16 protein-coding genes and 1 pseudogene are annotated in these 19,950 nt (G+C 75.7%); 12 read left to right on the top strand and 5 right to left on the bottom strand.

Annotated features, from left to right (window positions below):
* Positions 1-185 precede the first annotated feature (185 nt).
* The 3 genes from ACFVFS_RS19260 to ACFVFS_RS19250 form a co-directional block, all read right to left on the bottom strand.
* Complete coding sequence (locus ACFVFS_RS19260; protein ID WP_380625654.1) at positions 186-1,196, bottom strand: zinc metalloprotease; 1,011 nt, start codon at positions 1,194-1,196, stop codon at positions 186-188.
* Positions 1,197-1,502: 306 nt separating this feature from the next.
* Positions 1,503-2,213, bottom strand: a complete 711-nt coding sequence (locus ACFVFS_RS19255) for an AAA family ATPase (protein WP_380625652.1) — start codon at positions 2,211-2,213, stop codon at positions 1,503-1,505.
* Between the two features lie 180 nt (positions 2,214-2,393).
* Entirely contained in the window at positions 2,394-3,320 is a 927-nt protein-coding gene (locus ACFVFS_RS19250) for an LLM class F420-dependent oxidoreductase (RefSeq protein ID WP_380625650.1), read from the bottom strand.
* Between the two features lie 154 nt (positions 3,321-3,474).
* Between ACFVFS_RS19250 and ACFVFS_RS19245 the strand changes: the two genes are divergently transcribed.
* Positions 3,475-3,849, top strand: a complete 375-nt coding sequence (locus ACFVFS_RS19245; RefSeq protein WP_380625647.1) for a DUF6401 family natural product biosynthesis protein — start codon at positions 3,475-3,477, stop codon at positions 3,847-3,849.
* A gap of 17 nt (positions 3,850-3,866) precedes the next feature.
* Here ACFVFS_RS19245 and ACFVFS_RS19240 read toward each other — a convergent pair whose 3' ends face one another.
* Positions 3,867-4,676, bottom strand: coding sequence for a hypothetical protein (locus tag ACFVFS_RS19240; RefSeq protein ID WP_380625645.1), 810 nt, complete (start codon positions 4,674-4,676; stop codon positions 3,867-3,869).
* Positions 4,677-4,892: 216 nt separating this feature from the next.
* Here ACFVFS_RS19240 and ACFVFS_RS19235 point away from each other — a divergent pair, with 216 nt between their 5' ends.
* From ACFVFS_RS19235 to ACFVFS_RS19210, 6 genes are all read left to right on the top strand, one after another.
* Complete coding sequence (locus ACFVFS_RS19235; protein ID WP_380625643.1) at positions 4,893-5,672, top strand: serine aminopeptidase domain-containing protein; 780 nt, start codon at positions 4,893-4,895, stop codon at positions 5,670-5,672.
* Positions 5,673-5,808: 136 nt separating this feature from the next.
* Positions 5,809-6,243, top strand: coding sequence for a CU044_2847 family protein (locus ACFVFS_RS19230; RefSeq protein ID WP_380625641.1), 435 nt, complete (start codon positions 5,809-5,811; stop codon positions 6,241-6,243).
* Positions 6,240-7,205 carry a trypsin-like peptidase domain-containing protein gene (locus tag ACFVFS_RS19225; protein ID WP_380625639.1) on the top strand — a complete coding sequence of 322 codons (966 nt, stop codon included), beginning with the start codon at positions 6,240-6,242 and terminating at the stop codon, positions 7,203-7,205. Before ACFVFS_RS19230 ends, ACFVFS_RS19225 begins: the two co-directional genes overlap by 4 nt.
* 4 nt (positions 7,206-7,209) lie before the next feature.
* Entirely contained in the window at positions 7,210-8,718 is a 1,509-nt protein-coding gene (locus ACFVFS_RS19220; RefSeq protein WP_380625637.1) for a hypothetical protein, read from the top strand.
* A 67-nt stretch (positions 8,719-8,785) separates the two neighbouring features.
* Positions 8,786-9,862, top strand: coding sequence for an AAA family ATPase (locus ACFVFS_RS19215; RefSeq protein WP_380625635.1), 1,077 nt, complete (start codon positions 8,786-8,788; stop codon positions 9,860-9,862).
* A gap of 8 nt (positions 9,863-9,870) precedes the next feature.
* Positions 9,871-14,001, top strand: a complete 4,131-nt coding sequence (locus ACFVFS_RS19210; RefSeq protein WP_380625633.1) for an SAV_2336 N-terminal domain-related protein — start codon at positions 9,871-9,873, stop codon at positions 13,999-14,001.
* A 73-nt stretch (positions 14,002-14,074) separates the two neighbouring features.
* Here ACFVFS_RS19210 and ACFVFS_RS19205 read toward each other — a convergent pair whose 3' ends face one another.
* The gene (locus ACFVFS_RS19205) at positions 14,075-14,749 is read right to left on the bottom strand and encodes a TNT domain-containing protein (RefSeq protein ID WP_380625631.1); all 675 of its coding nucleotides are present in this window, start codon (positions 14,747-14,749) and stop codon (positions 14,075-14,077) included.
* A 224-nt stretch (positions 14,750-14,973) separates the two neighbouring features.
* Between ACFVFS_RS19205 and ACFVFS_RS19200 the strand changes: the two genes are divergently transcribed.
* The 5 genes and pseudogenes from ACFVFS_RS19200 to ACFVFS_RS19180 all read left to right on the top strand — a co-directional run.
* A complete protein-coding gene (locus ACFVFS_RS19200; protein WP_380625630.1) occupies positions 14,974-15,471 on the top strand; it encodes a hypothetical protein in 498 nt (165 codons plus the stop codon).
* A gap of 119 nt (positions 15,472-15,590) precedes the next feature.
* Positions 15,591-16,304 carry a DsbA family oxidoreductase gene (locus ACFVFS_RS19195; RefSeq protein ID WP_380625628.1) on the top strand — a complete coding sequence of 238 codons (714 nt, stop codon included), beginning with the start codon at positions 15,591-15,593 and terminating at the stop codon, positions 16,302-16,304.
* Between the two features lie 28 nt (positions 16,305-16,332).
* On the top strand, positions 16,333-17,763 hold the full coding sequence (locus tag ACFVFS_RS19190) for a phytoene desaturase family protein (protein WP_380625626.1): 1,431 nt from the start codon (positions 16,333-16,335) through the stop codon (positions 17,761-17,763).
* Positions 17,764-17,795: 32 nt separating this feature from the next.
* Entirely contained in the window at positions 17,796-18,080 is a 285-nt protein-coding gene (locus tag ACFVFS_RS19185) for a hypothetical protein (RefSeq protein WP_380625624.1), read from the top strand.
* Positions 18,081-18,317: 237 nt separating this feature from the next.
* Positions 18,318-19,922: pseudogene (locus ACFVFS_RS19180) on the top strand (AMP-binding protein); the annotation flags it as partial.
* Between the last annotated feature and the right edge of the window lie 28 nt (positions 19,923-19,950).

The following is a 19,950-nucleotide window of genomic DNA, read 5'->3' as shown; positions in this document are numbered from 1 at the left end:
GTGTCGAGCAGCCGGGCATGCTGCTGCGGCAGCTCTGAGCGGGTCCGGCCCGAGCAGGGTCGCCCGGGGGGGGGGGTGCGCCCCCCCCCGGGGCCCCGGGGGGGCGCGGGGTGCGCGGGCCCGGGGGGGGGGGGGCGCCCGCCCCCCCCCCCCCGCCAGGGCTTCGGGCTCCGGCCCGGGGGCCGTCAGGCCCGGTAGGCGGCCCAGGAGTTGGCCATCCGGGCGACCTGACCGGCGGTGAACTGCGTCATGCAGGAGTCGTAGGTGTAGTCCATGAAGTTGTGGATCGGGTCGACACCGGGGGACGTGCAGGTGTTCCGGCCGGCCGGGCACTGGTAGGCGGCGCTCGCCTCGGCGGGGGTGTCGGCGACGTAGTCGCCCTGGCCGCTGCAACCGCCCTGGAAGGTGTGGTAGAGCCCGAGCCAGTGGCCGACCTCGTGGGTGGCGGTGTCGCCCTCGTTGTAGTTGGTCGCCGAGCCGCCGGGGAACGAGGAGTCCAGGATGACGACGCCGTCGTCGGTCGGGTTGGACCGGTAGGAGCTCGGGAAGGTCGCCCAGCCGAGCAGCGACTGGCCGAGCTTGGCGCTGTAGAGGTTGAGGGCGCTCGCCCCGCCCTTGCGCAGCGCGGTCTTCATCGCCTTCTCGGCGCTGGAGCCCGGGGAGACGCCGTTGTACCAGGTGGCGTTGTCGGTGTAGTCGGTGGCGACCAGCTGGAAGCGGAACTGGCTGGCGGTGTTGCCGGTGCCCTGGCCCCCGTACGCGGCGTTGAGGACGTCGATCTGCCGGGCGATGGTGGTGGCCGACAGCTTGCCGGTGGCGCCGGAGTGCACGACGTGCACGTAGACCGGGACGGTCGTGGCGGCGGCCAGCGCGCCGGGGGCGACCAGGACGCCGCCCTGCGGCGACTGCGCCAGCTGGGCGAGGCGGGCCTGGAGGTCCGCGTCCATCGCCTTGGCCTGGGCCTCGTTGACGGCGTTGGGCTCCTGGGCGGCGGTGCCGCCGGCGGGCTTGCGGGCCGCGGCGTCCTGGGAGGTGTCGCCGGCGCAGGCGGTGGCGGACGGACCCTGGGCGGGGGCCCCGGCGGCGGTGACCGCGGTGGGCGCCGCGAACTGGGTGAGGCCGAGGGCGGCGACGACGGCCGCCGCGCCGAGGAATCGGCCGGCGGCACGCGAGGGGACACGGGCGGAACGACGCATCTGCGCTCCTGTGGAGGTGGTGGGGGACGGCGATTGAGGGGGGCCGCCGTGCCACAGGCTACGCAGGGTTGCGTGTACGCGTCAGACGCGTTCCGGCCTGGAACTTCTGACGACACATCGGACAAAATCCGGACGTTTGAGCGGTTCGACCTCGCCGCACATGAGCATTTCCCGTCGCGCGCGTGCGCACAGTACCGGCCCCGGCCTGTCCGAAACGTGACACCCCGTCTGCCCCGCTCAGCGGTGCGGCGGCCGGCGGGACAGGGCGAACGGGATGAACCGGACGACCGGACCGCCTCGCCGAGACTACGACGCGACGAAGACGATCTCCCGCAGGGCACGCGCACCGGCCCGGTCGAGTACCACGGCCGACGCACATCCGGCCGGCGGACGGCCCGTCCCGGCCAGCCGGGAGCGCAGCCGGCGGGCGGCCTCCCGGTGCCGGGCGAAGGCGTACGCGGAGACCGACTGCCCGCGGGCGCGCTGGCCGTCGCGGGCCTCCTCGGCGGTGGCGTCCAGCAGGACCAGGTGCACCCGCCGCCCCTGCCGCCCGGCCTCCCGGACCAGCCACTGCCGCACGTACGGCACCGCCCCGCAGTCGTGCACGGTGAGCGGGCCGCCCGCCCGCACCGCGCTCCGCAGCCGCCGGTAGTGCGCGATCCGCACCAGCGGGCGGTACAGCGCGTACGGCAGCCAGGACGGCACCCGGCCCGCGTACTCCTCGCGGACCAGCTGCGAGTCGACCAGCGGGGCGCGCACGCAGCGGCGCATCAGCGTGCTCTTGCCGCTGCCCGGCAGCCCGGAGACCACCAGCAGGTCGCCCGCCGGGTAGTGCAGCGCGGTGGGCCGGCTCCGGCCGGAGCCGGTGCGCCGCAGGTCCTGCAGGCCGCGCGGGCGCAGCGCGCCGGCGGCCGGCTCGGCCACGACCTCCGGGCAGCCGGCCCGGGGCACCGGGACCGCCGGCCGGGCGGCGGCCGCCCGGTCGAGAACCGTCCTGGAGACCTGTGCGTCCGCCATCGAAACCCCCTGCCTCCCCGCCGGCCCGAGCTCTCCCGGACCCGCCTCCCGAAGAGCCTTCCCCCTTCAAGAGAGAGTAAAGACTAATGGTCAGAGCGGGTCCGGGCCGAGCCCTTTACCGCCCCAGGTGCGTCACAGAAACGCACCGGGACCGTTACAGGCGGCCGCGGAACGGCCTGTTCAGCCGAGCTGCGGGGCTATCCGGGACGCGATCAGCTCCAGGTGGTCGAGGTCCTCCAGGTCGAGGACCTGCAGGTAGATCCGCTGGGAGCCGACGGCGGCGTACCGGCCGATCTTCTCCACCACCTCGTCCGGGGTGCCGGCCAGGCCGTCGGCCTTCAGCTCGTCGACGTCGCGGCCGATCGCGGCGGCCCGGCGGGCCACCTCGGCGTCGTCCCGGCCGACGCAGACCACCAGCGCGTTGGAGTAGACCAGGTCGTCGGCCTTGCGGCCGGCCTTCTCGACCGCCTCGCGGACCCGGCCGAACTGGGCGGCGGTGTCCTGCTCGGAGACGAACGGCAGGTTGAACTCGTCGGCGAAGCGGGCGGCCAGCGCCGGGGTGCGGGTCGGGCCGGTGCCGCCGACCAGGACCGGGATCTTCGCCTGGGCGGGCTTGGGCAGCGCCGGCGACTCGCTCAGCCGGTAATACGTCCCGGCGAAGTCGAAGGTCTCCCCCGGCCCGGTGTTCCAGAGACCGGTGACGATCTCCAGCTGCTCCTCCAGCCGCCCGAACTTCTCCTTGGGGAAGGGGATGCCGTAGGCGGTGTGCTCCTGCTCGTACCAGCCCGCGCCGAGGCCGAACTCGACCCGGCCGCCGCTCATCGCGTCGACCTGGGCGACCTGGATCGCGAGCACGCCGGGCAGCCGGAAGGTGGCGGCGGTCATCAGGGTGCCCAGGCGGATGGTGCTGGTCTCGCGGGCGAGGCCGGCCAGGGTGATCCACGCGTCGGTCGGGCCGGGCAGGCCGCTGACCCCGCCCATCTTGAGGTAGTGGTCGGAACGGAAGAAGGCGCTGAAGGCCCCCAGCTCCTCGGCGGTCCTGGCCACCCGGAGGAGGGTGTCGTAGCTCGCGCCCTGCTGGGGTTCGGTGAAGATGCGAAGATCCATGCCGGCCATTGTGGTACGGACCGCACCGCCGGGAGAACGGCTTTGCCGGACCGGCACCCCGCGCACGGCGGCGGACCGCCGGCGTGGCCAAGGTCTCAGCCCGGAAGCGGCCCGCACGGCGGGAGCCGCTCCCGCGCTCGCCTACGGTGGACGGATGTTCGCCACGCCCGACGAGTCGCACCGGGGCTCCCCCGACGACTCCCCCGATCCGCGCAACCGCCCGGCCGGCTGTCCGCTGCCCGGGATCGTCGCCGCCTTCACGCCCCGGCTCGCCGAGTTCGCCTTCGAGCCCGGCTTCACCGCGGCGGTGGACCAGCACGCCGCCGAGCTGCGCGAGCTGCTGAACGACCAGGGGCCGGGGCTGCTGCCCCGGCCCCTGGACCGCGAGGAGTTGTCCGACTACGCGCTGGGCTTCCTCGACGCGCTCGCCGAGATCGGCTGGCGTGAACCGGTCGGGTACGACTACGCGGTGCACCGGCTGACCGCGATCTGCTGGCTGGTCCGGCAGGACGGCCTGCTCGCGGTCTGACCCGCGCGCCGGGCGGATCAGCCCGGCTGCTCGCCCGGTCGGCCGGGGTCGATCCCCGGGGTCGGCGGGGTGGCCGTGGTGGTCGGCCGGGCCGGCTGGTTGGCCAGCGCGTCCGAACGGCCGGCCTGGTAGGCGCTGCCGCGCAGCTTGGCGGTCTCCTTCTCGGCGCTGGCGAGCCAGCGCTCCCAGCGCTGCCGCATCGGGATGATCAGGCCGCCGCCGACGCCGACGATCAGCACGCCCGCGATCGAGGCGAGCACCGCGACCAGCACCGGTCCGGTGATCGCGGTGGCGATCCCGGCCTGCCCGAGCGCCGCGACCACGCCCAGCAGGACGATGAACGCCCAGGCGATGGTGGCCACCGTCCGCCCGTACGCCGCGCCGGACAGCGCGCTCCGCACGATGTCGCGCACGGCGTTGGCGATGGCCATCGCGACCACCACGATGACGACCGCGACGATGCCCCTCGGCAGCCAGGCGACGATGCCGTTGATCATCACGCTGATCGGGTTCGGCCCGAAGACACCGAACGCCAGCTGCAGGGCCATCAGCAGGATCGCGTAGTAGACGATCTTGCTGACGATCCCGGTGAGGTCGTACTTCGAGCCCTCCAGGTGCCGGGCGATCCCGGACCGCTCGGCCACCCGCTCGGAGCCGACCCGGCGCAGCACCCGGTCGAGCAGCTTGGCGATCGCCTTGGCGACGAACCAGCCGATGACCAGGATCGCCAGGAAGGCGATGAACTGGGGAATGAACTTGGCGACCTTCGACCAGGCCTCGGTGAAGCCGGAGCCGAAGTCGACGGACAGGGCGAGCTGCTGAGCCACGGGAGTCCTCCACTCGGCGACACCGCACCGGGAACGGCGCGGGGACCCCCCACTCTTCGTGGATAGCAGGCCGCCCGGGGGCCCGCACGCCCCGGCGGCCCGCGCTGGCCCTGCCGGGTGAACCGGCCGCCGCCGGCCGGGCCCCCCGCCGACCGCGCGCCCGCCGTACAGTGGCGGTCCACACGACAGCCGGCGGACGGGCAGGGAGCGGACGACGTGAGCGACAACCGTACGGGCGGCGGCGGACACCGGGCACTGGTCTGGCACCGGCTGCCGGAGCGGCCGGGCGCCGCGGTCCTGGTCCTGCACGGGGGCCAGGAGCACGGCCTCGCCCGGCCCGGCCCGCTCAACCTGCCCGGTCTGCGGATGGCCGGCTTCGTGCGCGCGCTGGGCCGCGAGACGGCGGGCGCGGGCGTGGCGGTCGGCGCCGTCCGCTACCGCCACCGGGGCTGGAACGGCGAGCGGGCCGACGCCGCCCGGGACGCCGTCGCCGCGCTCGACGACCTCGCCGAGGAGCTGGGGCCGGTGCCGACCGTCCTGGTCGGCCACTCGATGGGCGGCCGGGCCGCCCTGCACGCGGCGGGCCACCCCACCGTCACCGGCGTCGTCGCCCTCGCCCCCTGGTGCCCCGCCGAGGACCCGTGCGAGCAGCTGGCCGACCGGGACGTCCTGATGCTGCACGGCGACCTCGACCGGGTCACCTCCCCCGCCGACACCCGGGCCTTCGCCGCCCGCGGCCGCGCCGCCGGGGCCCGGGTCTGCGGCTACACCGTCGTGGGCACCGGCCACACCCTGATGCGGCGGATCGGCGACTGGCACCGCGCCACCGCCCGGCTCTCCGCCGGGCTGCTCGGCCTGCGCGACCTGCCGCCGGAGGCCGCCGCCGCGCTCGCCCTGCCCGCCTCCTCCGACGCCTCCCTCGCCCTGCCGCTGCCCGCCCACCCCCGCACCGCACCGCCGGTCCACCCGGCCCGCGCCCTGCCCACCGACGCCTGAGCGGACAGGGCCGCCGCCCCGCCGCCGGCCCGGGCCTGACCCGGCGGCGGCCGACTTGGGCATACCGGCCCGACCGCCCTCCGGGGCGAGTACCCTGATGGACCGTCGGAGCGGATCTTCCAAGGGGCGGGGCCCGGTGGCCGAAACGGTGACGATCGATCTCGGGGACGGCACGACCGTCCGGGCCGAGGTGATCGGCGAGGTGAACTTCCAGCAGCCGGATGCGGCTTCGGACGAGGCGGACGGCTCGGGGGACGCCGCCTTCCGCGCGGGCCGGCGGGCCGCCGCCCAGCTGGGCTCGGCCGTCGTGCTCACCCTCGACGAGGTGCGCAACACCGTTCAGGGGCTGGGCCGCTGGGCGGCGAACAGCATCGCGCAGGACGCGGCCGGCGGCCCCGACGCCTTCGAGGTCGAGTTCGGCCTCAAGCTGGCGGTCAAGTCGGGACAGCTCCTCGGCGTCATCGCCGAGGCGGGCAGCGAGGCCGGCCTCACCGTCCGGCTCTCCTGGGACCTCGCGGAGCGGCGCCGCCGGCAGGCCGACCCGCAGAACACCCCGGCCGACACGGAGTGAGCACCACCGCCCGGATCGGCCTCGCCGAGGCCGAGGCCCTGCGCGGCTGCACCGTCACCGTCGACATCGCGGGCGCCTTCTCCGGCAGCGGCTTCCTGGTGGCCCCGGGCCTCGCCGTCACCGCCGCGCACGTCCTCCTCGCGGCGGCGCCGGCGGACCCGGTGCGGGTCCGGCACGCGTCCGGCGACCACCGGGTCGCGGCCGACCGCATCCGGCTGGCACCGGCGCAGGGCGACTCCGGGAAGTTCCACCCGTTCCCCGATCTCGCCCTGCTCCCCGTCCCCGGCTGGACCGACCACCCCGTGGCCCGGCTCGCCGCCGAGGAGGCCGAGCCGGACACCGTCCTCACCGCCCTCGGGTACTCCACCCACACCCCCGGCCGCGGCGCCCAGCCCGACACCCTCGCGCTGCGGGTGGTCGGCCGCGCGGCGGACTTCGTGGGCGTGCGCGGCGACGGCATCCGCGACGGCCACAGCGGCAGCATGCTGGTCGGGGCGGACGGCCTGGTGCGGGGCGTGCTCAAGGGCAGCCGCTCCTACCGTCGCGACGAGGGCGGCTGGTTCACCCCGGTCGGCGCGCTGGCCGCGCTGCTCGACGAGGCGGGCGTCGCCGCTCCCGGCCCGCCGCCCGCACCGCCGGTGCCGCCGGTGCCGCCCGGGGACGGCGAACTGGTCGCCGCGCTGATGGCGTTCGGCCTGCTGCGCCGTCCCGACGGCCGCTACGACCTGCTCGACACGATGGGCGAGCACCTCGGCCTGGGGCACTCCTTCGAGGCGGAGGAGCGCCCCGACCGCCGCGCCCACCTGCACCAGGTCGTCCGGGCCTGCCGCACCTTCCGCGACGGGCGGGCGGCGCTGCGGGCGCTGTGCACCGCGCTGGCCGAACTCGCCCCGGACGACGGCGCGCTCGACACGCTCCGGGCCGTGGTCGGCCGGGCCGTCGGAGACGGGGAGGACGGGTAGCCGGATGCACCCGACACCGTTCCTGCCGACGGGCGCCCCCGGGCCGTGGCCGGAGCAGACCGAGGATGTGCTCGCCGACGTCCTGCTCGGCTTCCGGAGGATGTTCCGCCTCGACTTCCGCCAGGACGTCCTGGAGATCATGGGCCAGTCCGCGCGGTCCCGGGGCATCCAGGCCGACGTCCGCGAGGACGACACGGCGCGCCCGCACGTCCGGGAGCTGCTCCGGGCGATCCGCGCCTTCCGTGACCCGTGGGCCGCGCTGGACTCCCTCGGCGAGGCCCTGCGGACGCTGGCACCGCACGACGCCGCGCTGTCCTGGCTGCTGCTCACCCGGCTGGTACTGGCGCGCGGCGACGAGCTGCCCGCCGGCGAACTTCTGGCAGTGATAGGCGAGTTGCACGGACTCCCGGCACTCACCGGAACGTCCCGGCATGTGCCGGAGGGCACCCCGGGCCTGCGGAACCCCACCGGAAAGGAGACCCTGCCCGAGCTCCTGGCCCGGCTCGTCGACCGGCGCGACCGCGACCTGCTGGGGCCGCTGGCCGGCTTCCTCGGCGCGCTCGGCGACGACCCGGAGGTCACCCGGTGCGGTGAACTCCCCGCCCTGCGCCGCTTCCTCGCCGCCCACGCCGAGCGGGCGCCCGCCTCCCCTGCGGCGGCAGCGGCCGGGGGCGAACGGCTGATCGTCCAGATCCGGCTGGACGAGGAGACCCCGGAGCACGTCGACGACAGCCGCTACCGCCTGCACGTCGCCTACTACCGCCAGCCGCTCACCGGCGGGCCGTTCCGGCGGGTCGGCAGCCACGGCGACACCGCGTCGTTCACCAGGAGCGAGCTGATCGACGCGGGCAGCGCGCGGCTGGGCGCCTGGAAGGAGCTGAAGCAGGCGGTCTTCGGCTCGGCCGGCCCGGTCCGGATCGAGTTCCTGCTGCCGCGCTCCATGCTCGGGTACGCGGCCGAGCTGTGGTCCTCCGGGCCCACCGGCCGACCGCTCGGCCAGTACCACCCGGTGGTGGTGCGGCAACTCGAACGGTACACCGACCTGTTCACCGACTTCCGGGCCTGGCGGGCCCGTTGGGAGCAGCTCGGGGCCCGGGGCGCCGATCCGACCGAGGTGCTCGGCCGGATCGGCTGGCCCTCCCTCGACCCGGCGCGCGTCGCCGAACTGCCCGGCTGGCTCGCCGCCCGCCCGACCCTCGCCTGCCTGGGCCTCGACGTCCCGTACGACCAGCTCGACCCCGAGGTCCAGTACGCGGTGGACGACGCGATGTACCTCGACGGCATGCCGGTGCTGCTCTGGCGCCGGGTCGCCGGTGACGCGGGCCCGCTGGTCGAGGCCCTGCGCGAGCACCGCCCGACCCGGCTGGCCGAACTGCCCGAGACCGTCCACCGGTACCGGCGGCAGGTCCGGGGCCGGGCCGCGGACCCCGTCCACACCGTCACGCTGCTCTGGGACGACCCGGACTGCGTGGACCCGGACCAGGACCACGTCTTCCCGGGGATGGTCCGATGACGACCCGGCCCCGTCCGACCGCCGCGCACCCGCGACGACGACCACGAGCAGCAGGGCAGGAGTGGCCATGGCCGAGGACTGGTGGATCTACCGCGGCACCGGCGTCCCGCACGACGGGATCACCCGGCTCCCCGCCGCACCCGCCTGGCGCGCCTTCGGCGAGCCGGGCGCCGAGGGCGCGGAGCTCCCCCCGGCCACCGCGGCGGCCGCACTGACGGCCCGCCGGCTCGGCAAGGCCCGCCAGGCCGCGGCCTACCAGGCGGACGAGCGGGAGGTGCAGCTGGTCAACCTCGCCCTGCACCTGCGCCGTCCCCTGCTCATCACCGGCAAGCCCGGCGTCGGCAAGTCGACCCTCGCCTACGCCGTCGCCCGCGAGCTGGACCTCGGCCCGGTGCTGCGCTGGTCCATCAGCAGCCGCTCCACCCTGCGCGACGGGCAGTACGCCTACGACGCCATCGGACGCCTGCACGAGGCCGGGCTGTGGCGGGAGAAGGACCGGCGTGCCGAGCGTCCCGACGGCCGCCGCCGCTACGGGTTCGACCGCGCCGAGCCGCAGGAACCGCCGGCGATCGGGCGGGTCCTGCGGCTCGGCCCGCTCGGCACCGCGCTGCTGCCCTGGCGGACGCCCCGGGTGCTGCTGATCGACGAGATCGACAAGAGCGACATCGACCTGCCCAACGACCTGCTGAACGTCTTCGAGGAGGGCGAGTTCGAGATCCCCGAGCTGCTGCGGCTCGGCCCCGGCCCGCAGGAGGTCGGCACCGCCGACCAGGGCCGGACGGCGGTCGTCCGCGGCGGTGTGGTCCGCTGCACGGAGTTCCCGCTCGTCGTGCTGACCAGCAACGGCGAGCGGGACTTCCCGAGCGCCCTGCTGCGACGCTGCGTCCGGCTGGAGATCCAGCCGCCGACCGAGGAGCGCCTCGCCGCCATGGTCGCCGCCCACCTGGGCGAGCGGGAGGCGACCTCCCGGACGACGTCCGTGCTGATCGGGGAGTTCCTGCGCCGCCAGCGGGAGGACGGCGCGGAGCTGGCCAACGACCAGTTGCTCAACGCCCTGCTGATGGCCGGGCGCGGGCTGTGGGACGGAGGGCGGGGGCACGACGTCCTGCACGACGTCCTGCTGCGCCCGCTCAACGAGAGCTGAGCCGGCCGGTGGACCCGTCGTCGGTGGAGCGGCTGAGGGCGGCGCTCGCCGGTCTGCTGGACCCGGCCGAGGGCGGTCCGTCGGCGGAGGACCTCGCGGACGTCCTGTGGATCGCCCGGTTGGCGGGGCCGCCGGAGCCGGAGCCGGAGCCGGCGCCGTCACCGCCCCCGGCGCCACCGGCAGCGACGCCACCGCCCACCGCACCGCCGTCACCGGCCCTGCCGTCCGTCGATCGGGGGCGCGCCGAACCCGTGCCGCCGTCTCCCCCTCCGCCCCCTTCTTCGGCGCCGTCCCTGCCACCGCCGGCGTCGGCCCCGGCGCACCGCCCCGACCGCCGGCCCCCCGGAGCGACCGCCCCTCCGGCCGCCGAGGCCCGGGCCGCGCTGCACACCCGGCAGGGCTCCGCCGCGCCGGGCACCCCGGGTGCGCGCGACGGCCACACCGTCCAGGTCGCCCAGCCCGCCGCACTCGCCGGCGCGCTCGGCCTGGCCCGGGCGCTGCGCCCGCTGCGCCGTCAGGTCGACGCACCCGGACGGGCGACCCTCGACGAGGAGGCGACCGTCGAGGCCACCGCCGAGACGGGCATCCTGCTCCCGGCCTGGCGCCCCGCCCAGCGCCCGCACTTCGCGGTCGACCTGCTGGTGGACACCGGCGCCACCATGGCCGTCTGGCAGCGGCTCGCGAACGAGCTGAGCACCCTGCTGGAGCGGCACGGCGCGTTCGCCGGCGTGCGCTGCTGGGCGCTCGGCACGGACGGGCCGGTGCCGACGCTCGCGCCCTTCCACCGCCGGCGGCCGACCGTACCGGACGCAGCGGCAATGCCGGACGCACCGCCGGACGGCAGCGGGAAGCACACGCACTGGGCCCGCCCGCTCCGGGACCCGACCGGCCGCCGCATCCTGCTCGTCCTCACCGACGCCGTCGGCCCGGCCTGGTACGGCGCCGAACTGCCGGGTTTCCTGGCCGAGGCCGCCGCAGCCCGACCCGCCGCCGCGCTCCAGGTGCTGCCCCGACGGCTGTGGCACCGGACGGCCCTGCGCACCGTCCCCGTGGAGGCGAGGGCCGCCGTGGCGGGCCGCGCCGTCCCGGTGTTCCGCTCGGACGCAGCCCTGCCCGGCGTGGCCCGCGGCGCCCGGGGCGCGGCCGAGCGGGCCCGCGTCCGCTGGCTGCCCGTACTGGAGGTCGACTCCGGCTGGCTCTCCCCCTGGGCCGACCTCACCGCCGGGCGCGCCTCCGGGTGGACGCCGATGCTCGCCGCGCCCGTCACGGGCGTGCCGCGCCCGCGACGGCCGGTCGACGCGGGCGGGTCCGACGCCGGGCCGGACGGCCGGGTCGACCGGTTCCGGGCCGGCAGCTCACCGACCGCCTACCGGCTGGCCTGCCACCTGGCGGCGGCGCCGCTGAGCCTGCCGGTGATGCGGCTGGTCCAGCGGGCGACCGTGCCGGAATCCGGGCAGACCGACCTCGCCGAGCTGTTCGTCTCCGGCCTCATCGAGGCCCGGGGCACCGCCGAGGACCCGGACGAGCAGGTCTACGACTTCCGGCCGGGCGTCCGGGACGAGTTGCTGGCCGACCTCACCCGCACCGAGTCGGTGCGCGTCCTGGAGCACGTCCTCGCCAAGGTGTCCGGCCGGGTCGCCGCGACCTTCGGCGGGACCCTCGACTTCCGCGCCCTGGCCACGGTCGGCGCCGACGGCGACGGCATCCTGCTCCCGGAACGCAGCCTGCCGTTCGCCGAGGTCGCGGTGGCGGTCCTGGCCGGCGCCGGCGGCCAGCACGCGGCTCTCGCCACCCGGCTGGCGGAGGCGGTCGAACGGGGCGCGAACGGGGGGACGGCCGTGCCCGCGCCCGCGCCCGCGCCCGCCGAGCCGTCGGCCGCCGACGCCGCGGATCCCCGGGCACCGGGATCCGCGCGCGCCCGGCCGCGCTCCGCCCCGGACCGGCCGGACCGGGGCGGCGGCCGGGATCCGATCCCGCTGCTCCGCAACCCGGAGCCGGCGAGGACGACGCGGACGGCGACGAGCACCGGAGCGCCCGCGGAGCCGCCCGGTCCCGACCGGGACGGCAGCGCGGCCGTCCCGCCTCCGGAGCCCGCCCCCGAACCCGAGTCCGGCGGGTTCACCGGCCGGGAGGACGAGATGGAGGACCTGCTCCGCTTCCTCGCGCCGCACCGGACGGGCGCTCCCCGGACCGCGCTCGTCACCGGCCTCGCCGGGGTGGGGAAGACCGCACTGGTCCTCCTGGCCGGCAGCACGGCGGCCGACCGGGGGTGGTACCCCGGCGGGGGGTTCTACCTCGATCTGGCGGAGTACCGGACCGGTTCGCAGCCGATTTCCGGGGAAGTCGTCGCGGCCATGGCCGGACTCCTGGGCATCCCCGACCACCAGGGCTCCGCCGAGCAGCGCGCCGCGATCCACCGCAACGTGCTCGCCGGCCGCGCCAGAGGGGACGGGCCGATCCTGCTGATGCTGGACGGCGTACGGGAGGAGGCCGAGGTGGCCCCGCTCCTGCCGGACGACGGCCCCGTCACCGCCGTCATCGTCTCCCGCCGCACCCTGTCGATCGGCGCCCCCCGGTTCGACCTGGGTGTCCTTCCCACCGAGGCGTCCGTGCGCCTCCTCCAGAACGCCCTGCAGGCGCTCCGGCCCGATGACGCCCGGATCGGCAGGGCGCCCCAGCAGGCCCTGGCCCTGGCCGAGCTGTGCGGCGGCCTGCCGGCCGCGCTGACGATCTGCGCCGAGATCCTGGCCGACGAGCCCCACCGCCCACTGGGCAACCTGGTCGAGCAGTTGAACAGTCCCCGGTTCCGGATCGACGACCTCACGCACGGGGAACGGAGCCTGTCCGCGGTCTTCGACCCGTCCTATCAGGCCCTCCGGAGCGATGAGGCCCGACTCTTCCGCCTGCTCTCCGTCTACCCCGGCACCGAGCTGTCCACGGACGTCGCCGCGGGCCTGGCCGGTCTCCGCCACGCGGACGCGGTGCGGCTCATGACCGAGCTGCACCTCTCCCACCTCGTCGAAGCCCTGCCCGACGGCCACACCTGGCGCATCCACCGCCTGGTCAGGCTCTTCGCCCTAGGGGTGGGCGAGCGTCTCCTCTACACCGACCACCGTGACGAAGCGCCCGCCCACCTGCTCACCCACTTCCGCTCGCTGACCGAGGCGGCCACCGCGATCGCCAACCCCGAACTCGCCGACCGGCGGACCGCCGAACCCGGCCAGCCGGCCGTCGACCGGTTCCAGGATTCCTTCACAGCGGCCGACTGGCTGAGGAAGGAGCGGCCCGTCCTCGTCGCACTGATCGTCTTCGCGGCCGACCTCTACCGCGCCGACGACGCCCTCGCCCTGGCCGTTCACCTCATGCCCTACCTCCTGGACGAAGGCCGCGCCGACGACGTGACCACCGTGGCCATGACCGTGCTCGGCATCGACCGCCGACGGGGCGACCGCAACGGCGTCACCGCGCTGCTGCGCCGCGCCGACATCGTCCTGTCCACCATGCCGCGCACCTCCAACGAGTCCGATCGGCGGCTCGCGCGCGAGCGCCTGTTCCGCCTCCTCGACGGCACGCTGGCGGACGATCAGCTCCACCTCGCCGTGCTGGTGACCGACGACACGGTGCCGGCCCTCGCCACGGCGGCCGCCCTGGGCGGCCTGCTGCGCTCGCCGGGCATCCACGGCACGCTGGCGAAACCGCCGGCCTCGTTCGGCGCCGACCACCTGGTGACCGTCCTCGACGCCCCCGACCCGCTCGTCGCCGCCGGGACCGTCATCCTGGCGCTGTGGGACCGGCTCAAGACTCTCGTGCTCCCCCAGGCGTCCACCAGCCCGGTCGTCCTGGCCGTCCACTACGGCCCCTCCCCCTCGCACCAGCCCCGGGCCGCCCAGTTGAGGAAGCGGCTCGCCCGCGCCGCCGGCGCCGAGCGTGCCGTCGCGGCCGTCGCCGTCTCGCGGTCCGTCCTCGATCTGGCCACCCGGCGGTTCGGCGCGAGCATGGCCCTCAACTTCGACCTGATCATGCCCACCGGGTCGGAGGCGCGCCCCGACGACGAGGAGACCTATCTGTACCGCGGCGATCCCCAACTGCTGGCCCTGATGTTCTCCGACCCGACCGGGCAGCGGATCATCGAGTCCTGACCGCCGACCCGCCCACCCCGCCGCCGGAGGCACCGACGGCCCCTGAGCGGGTGGGCGAGGCCGGACGGGGAGGCTACGCGGGCAGGCACTCCGAGATCTCCCGGATGCCCAGGAACTTCTTGTCCAGGAGGTTCTGCACGTTGACGGCCTCCGGTTCGACGGTCTTGTCCAGCATCTGCTGGACACCGCCGCCGGGCTGGTTGAACGCGGCGGCGATGTGGCCCTGCTGCACCTTGAACGGCTTCAGCACGATGTAGCAGTGGTAGCTGTCCTGCTCCACGCCGTCCTTGACGACGGGGTTGAGGCTGTCCGGCGGGAGGGCGCGCTGGGGGTAGAGCGTGCCGGCGTCGGAGAGGAAGCGGCCGCCGGTGTCGCCGAAGCGGTCGAGCTTGGTGTCCTTCGCGAGTTCGACGACCGCCTTGTCGATCGCGCCGTCCTTGTCGACAAAGCCGTCCTCCCCCGGGTACTTCCAGTTGAGGCCGTCGCGGTACCAGGAGAGGAACTGCCCCGGCCTCAGCCCGCCGGTCCGGTTGTAGTCGGTGAGCAACGCGTGGGCGGGCAGGTTCTCGGGGTTCTTGGGCCCCAACTCCTTGAAGCCGCAGTAGTACTTCAGCAGGTCCTCGGGGGTCGGCCGGTACTGCTCGCGCGGGCATTCGAGGTCGGCGGCGGAGGCGCTCTGGACGGCGACCGTTCCGGTCGACAGCAGGGCGGCCGCCAGGGCGAGGGCGGCGAGGTTGCGGGAGCGCATGGGTGCGGGTCCTCCAGGGGGTGGGCGGAGCGGGGCGCACAACGGGTCGATCGGAACCGGAAGTTACACGCCGCCACACCACCGCTTCGTGGACGAAACGCCAGCCCGCGGGCCGTTCACCCGTTCAGCGCGGGGAGGTTCGGCGGCGCGGGCGACGTGATGTCAGTGGCATCTGATGCACTGCCTCCGTACCGGAACCACCGAGCAGGCAGGAGCCACCGACCATGGGCGTGCTGACCGACTACTTCCGCGCGGCCGACGACGGCGCCGTGCTCGCGGCGCTCGACGCCGCCGAGGGCGGGCCGCTCGTCGGGGGCGCGCGACCGGCGTTCGACGGGGTCGAGGCGAAGGGCGTGGACCCGGACGTCGTCCTGGGGCAGCTGATAGCGGTCGTCCGCCGGGTGGAGTGGGCCGTCGACCTGGTCGGCGGGACCCCGGTGTGGCCGACCACGCCCGAGCCCGGCCGGGAGGGGCCCGCGGACGAGGACGACCCCTGGGCGACCGGGCCGTGGGTCATGCGGCTGGACCGCGCCGTGCGGGACACCCTGGCGGGCCTCACCGACGCCGAGCTGCCGGCCGTCAGCGCCCGGTGGGCGGCGGAGTCGGAGGAGTCGGACACCTCGGACGGCGGGGACCTGCACTGGCTGGTCGAGGCGCTGGCCGGGCTGGCCCGTCGTGCACGGGAGGCGGGCGAGGACCTCTACTGCTGGATCTGCCTCTAGCCCCCGCAGACCGCCGGAGATCCCCGAATACTTCACAGTGAGAAATATTCAGGCTCTCGACCGTGTTTCCCGAGCGGCATGCGGGAAGGACCCGCACGACCGAGGACAGGAGCGGCCCCGTGCGCGTCGAGATCTGGAGCGACATCAACTGCCCGTGGTGCTACATCGGCAAGGCGCGGTTCGAACGGGCCCTGGCGGACTTCCCGCACCGGAAGGACGTCGAGGTCGTCCACCGGTCCTTCGAGCTCGACCCCGGGGCGCCGCACCGGCCCCGGCCGGTGGTGCCGTTGATCGCCGCCAAGTACGGGACGGGGCTGGAGCAAGCGGAGGCGGCGGAGCAGCGGATCGCGGACAACGCGCAGGCGGAGGGGCTGGCGTACCTCCGCGCGGGGCGGGACGCCGCGAACTCCTTCGACATGCACCGGCTGCTCCACTTCGCCGCCGAGCACGGCCGGCAGGCCGTCCTCCTCGACCTGCTCTACCGGGCCAACTTCGCCGAGGAGGCCTCCGCGTTCGCGCCGGGGCGGCTGCTGGAGCTGGCCGTCGAGGCCGGGCTGGACGGCGTGGCGGCGACTCGGGTGCTGGCCGACCGGGAGGCGTACGCCGACGCGGTGCGCGAGGACGAGGCGACGGCGAGCGCCATGGGCGCCACCGGTGTGCCGTTCTTCGTGTTCGACCGCCGGCTCGGGGTCTCGGGCGCGCAGCCGGCCGAGACCTTCGCCGCGGCGCTGGAGCAGGCCTGGGAGAGCCGGACGGTCCTGCCGCTGGTCGGTGTCGGCGGGACCGACGGGGCGGCCTGCGGCCCGGACGGGTGCGAAGTGCCGCGGCACTGAGGGCGGGCCGATGCGGGAGGATGACCGCATGAGTACCGCGTTGGTGGTGGGCGGCGGCCCCAACGGGCTCGCCGCCGCAGTGCGGCTGGCGCAGGCCGGCGTGCGGGTGACCGTGCTGGAGGCCGCCGGGGAGGCGGGCGGCGGGGCGCGCAGCGGCGAGGCGATCCTGCCCGGGCTGCTGCACGACCACTGCTCCGCCGTCCACCCGATGACCGTCGGCTCGCCGTTCCTGCGCGGTCTCGGACTGGAGCGGTTCGGGCTGGAGTTCCGGCTGCCGGAGATCGACTGCGCGCACCCGCTGGACGACGGCACGGCCGGCGTCCTCCACCGGTCGGTGGCCGACACGGCCGCCGGCCTGGGCGGCGCCGACGGGCGGCGGTGGCGGCAGCTGTTCGAGGGGCCGGTCGCCGGCTACGACCGGCTGGCGCCCGACATCCTGGGCCCGCTGCTGCGGCTGCCCCGCCATCCGCTGCGGCTCGCTCGGTTCGGGCTGCCAGCCGTGCTCCCGGCGGCCGTCCTGGCCCGGGCGTTCTCCGGCGAGCGGGCGCGGGCGCTGTTCGGCGGGGCGGCGGCGCACGCGTTCCAGCCGCTGCACCGGCCGCTGAGCGCGGCGATCGGGCTCGGGCTGCTCACCGCCGGGCACCGGCACGGGTGGGCGGTGGCCGCCGGCGGGTCGGGGGCGATCACCCGGGCGCTGGTCGCGCTGCTCACCGAACTGGGCGGCACCGTCGAGACCGGCGTCCGGGTCCGCTCGGCCGCCCAGCTGCCGCCCGCCGACCTCGTCCTGTACGACCTCGCGCCCGGCGCCGTCGCCGACCTCCTCGGTGACCGCCTGCCGCCGCACGCCGCCCGCGCCTACCGCCGCTTCCGCCACGGGCCCGGCGCCTTCAAGGTGGACTTCGCCGTCGAGGGCGGCGTCCCCTGGACGGCCGAACCCGCCCGCCGCGCCGGCACCGTCCACCTCGGCGGCACCTTCGCCGAACTCGCCGCCGCCGAGCGCGCCGTCGCCGCCGGGCGGATGCCGCGGCGCCCGTTCGTCCTGGTCGGCCAGCAGTACCTCGCCGACCCGCAGCGCTCCGTCGGCGACGTCCACCCGCTCTGGACCTACGCCCATGTGCCGAACGGCTATCCCGGCGACGCCACCGAGGCGATCACCGCCCGGATCGAACGCTTCGCCCCCGGCTTCCGCGAGCGGATCATCGGCCTGGCCGTCCGCCGCACGGCCGACTTCGCCGCCGACAACCCCAACTTCGTCGGCGGCGACATCATGACCGGCGCCAAGGACGTCCCCCAACTGCTCCTCGGCCCCCGCCCCACCCTCCACCCCTACGCCACCGGCCTCCCCGGCCACTTCCTCTGCTCCGCCGCCACCCCGCCCGGCCCCGGCGCCCACGGCATGTGCGGCGCCCGCGCGGCCGAGGCCGCCCTGCGGTGGCTGCGCACCGCGCGGTCGGGCTGACGGGGAGCGGCGGGGAGCGGCACACTGTTCGCGTGCGCTACGACGAGACGGCCAAGCTGATCACCGCCCGGCTGCTGGTCCACGCGGGGCTCGTCATCGCCTCGCCCGTGCTCCTGATCGCCGGAGCCCCGATCCGCGCCCGGTACCTCCGGCACGTCTTCCGGGACGACGCACCGCCGATCATCGACAAGCCGAACCGGACCGTCACGGTCCACCACTACCTCGCGACGAACCGGCTCCAGTACTGGCTCTGCCGGCCGAGCCAGTCCGTGGTCGACCTCCGCCACCGCCGATCGCGCTCCACCGGCGGCCGGTAGCGCGGCGAGCGACGGCCGCAACGGCGTCGATCCGTCCTCCTCGGCGAGCACCCGCGCACGATCGCCTTCTTCAGCGACGCTCCGACCGCCCTCGCCTCCTCGGTGCACCGCGGCCGAGGGCTGCCGAGGGCTGCGCCGGTACCGGCTGGGCCGAATGCGTGTATCGCTCTCTTGACTGGCGTCACGGAAGCGCGATACTTGCCTCACTCCCCGCTCGCCCGATGAGGTGGCCCGCCCATGGAGCTCTCGCCCTCTGCGCACGTGGACACGTTCTGTCGCGACAACCTTCCGCCGCTCGACGAGTGGCCCGAATTCCTCTTCGATCTACCGGAGTTGGCGTATCCGGACCGACTGAACTGCGCGCACGAGCTGCTCGACGCGACGATCGAGCGGTACGGGCCCGACCGGCGCTGCCTGGTCACGCCGGGCGGGCGGTGGACGTACGGCGAGCTGCGGGAGCGCGCGGACGCGGTGGCCCGGCTGCTGGTCGGGCGGCTCGGGGTGGTACCCGGCAACCGGGTGTTACTGCGCGGACCCAACGCGCCGTGGCTGGTGGCCTGTTGGCTCGGGGTGCTGAAGGCGGGCGGGGTGGTCGTGACCACGATGCCGCTGCTGCGCGCCGGCGAGCTGAGCACCGTGCACGCGGTCTCCCGCCCGGTGGTGGCGCTCTGCGACGAGCGCTTCCTGGCGGAACTGGAGCGGGCCGACACGCCTGGCCTGACCGTCGTGCCCTACGGTCCCGCCGGCCCCGAGGGCCTGGGCGCGGGCGGTGCCTTCCCCGCCGTGGCGACCGCCGCCGACGACGTCGCCCTGATCGCCTTCACCTCCGGCACCACCGGCCGCCCCAAGGCGACCATGCACTTCCACCGGGACGTCCTGGCCAACGCCGACACCTTCTCCCGCCACCTGCTGCACCCCACCCCCGAGGACCTGTTCGGCGGCACCCCGCCGCTCGCCTTCACCTTCGGGCTCGGCGGCCTCGTGGTCTTCCCGCTGCGGGCCGGCGCCGCCACCCTGCTGCTGGAGCGGGCCACGCCCGAGCAGCTCGCCGAGCAGGTCCACCGGCACGGGGTGAGCGTGCTGTTCACCGCGCCGACGGCCTACCGGGCGATCCTCGCCGCCGGCCTGGCCGACCGGCTGGCCGGAGTGCGGCGGTGCGTGTCGGCGGGCGAGCACCTGCCGGCGAGCGTCTGGGAGGCGTTCCGGGCGGCTACCGGGCAGCGGCTGATCGACGGCATCGGCGCCACCGAGCTGCTGCACGTGTTCATCTCCGCCGCCGACGCCGACATCCGGCCCGGGGCGACCGGACTGCCGGTCCCCGGCTACCGGGCGGCGATACTGGACGACCAGGGCCGGCCGGTGCCCGACGGGCAGCCCGGACGGCTCGCCGTCAAGGGCCCGACCGGCTGCCGCTACCTGCACGACCGGCGCCAGCACGACTACGTCCGGGGCGGCTGGAACCTCACCGGCGACACCTATGTGCGCGACGCCGACGGCTACTTCTGGTACCAGGCGCGCAACGACGACATGATCGTCTCGGCCGGCTACAACATCGCCGGGCCGGAGGTCGAGCAGGTGCTCGCCGAGCACCCGGACGTCGCCGACTGCGCGGTGGTCGGGGTGCCGGACGAGCGGCGCGGCGCCGTGGTCACGGCGTACGTGGTGCTGCGCGCGGGAGCGGCGGCGGGGCCGGGGACGGTCCGGGCGCTCCAGGAGCACGTCAAGCGCACCATCGCGCCGTACAAGTACCCGCGCACGGTCGAGTTCGTGGACGCGCTGCCGCGCACCGCGACCGGGAAGCTGGCGCGCGCCGAGCTGCGCCGCAAGGCGGCGGCCCCCGCGACGGCCGCCGAGGCGCCGACCGCACCCG

Source organism: Kitasatospora sp. NPDC057692 (assembly GCF_042799475.1).
Classification (GTDB): domain Bacteria; phylum Actinomycetota; class Actinomycetes; order Streptomycetales; family Streptomycetaceae; genus Kitasatospora.
This window is presented reverse-complemented; position numbering and strand designations above follow the sequence as displayed.

Excerpts from the sequence above, each read along its gene's own strand:
- ACFVFS_RS19200 (WP_380625630.1), top strand. The coding sequence starts at position 14,974 with ATGGGCGTGCTGACCGACTACTTCCGCGCGGCCGACGACGGCGCCGTG.
- ACFVFS_RS19250 (WP_380625650.1), bottom strand. The coding sequence starts at position 3,320 with ATGGATCTTCGCATCTTCACCGAACCCCAGCAGGGCGCGAGCTACGAC.
- ACFVFS_RS19255 (WP_380625652.1), bottom strand. The coding sequence starts at position 2,213 with ATGGCGGACGCACAGGTCTCCAGGACGGTTCTCGACCGGGCGGCCGCC.
- ACFVFS_RS19190 (WP_380625626.1), top strand. The coding sequence starts at position 16,333 with ATGAGTACCGCGTTGGTGGTGGGCGGCGGCCCCAACGGGCTCGCCGCC.
- ACFVFS_RS19260 (WP_380625654.1), bottom strand. The coding sequence starts at position 1,196 with ATGCGTCGTTCCGCCCGTGTCCCCTCGCGTGCCGCCGGCCGATTCCTC.
- ACFVFS_RS19245 (WP_380625647.1), top strand. The coding sequence starts at position 3,475 with ATGTTCGCCACGCCCGACGAGTCGCACCGGGGCTCCCCCGACGACTCC.
- ACFVFS_RS19205 (WP_380625631.1), bottom strand. The coding sequence starts at position 14,749 with ATGCGCTCCCGCAACCTCGCCGCCCTCGCCCTGGCGGCCGCCCTGCTG.
- ACFVFS_RS19215 (WP_380625635.1), top strand. The coding sequence starts at position 8,786 with ATGGCCGAGGACTGGTGGATCTACCGCGGCACCGGCGTCCCGCACGAC.
- ACFVFS_RS19220 (WP_380625637.1), top strand. The coding sequence starts at position 7,210 with ATGCACCCGACACCGTTCCTGCCGACGGGCGCCCCCGGGCCGTGGCCG.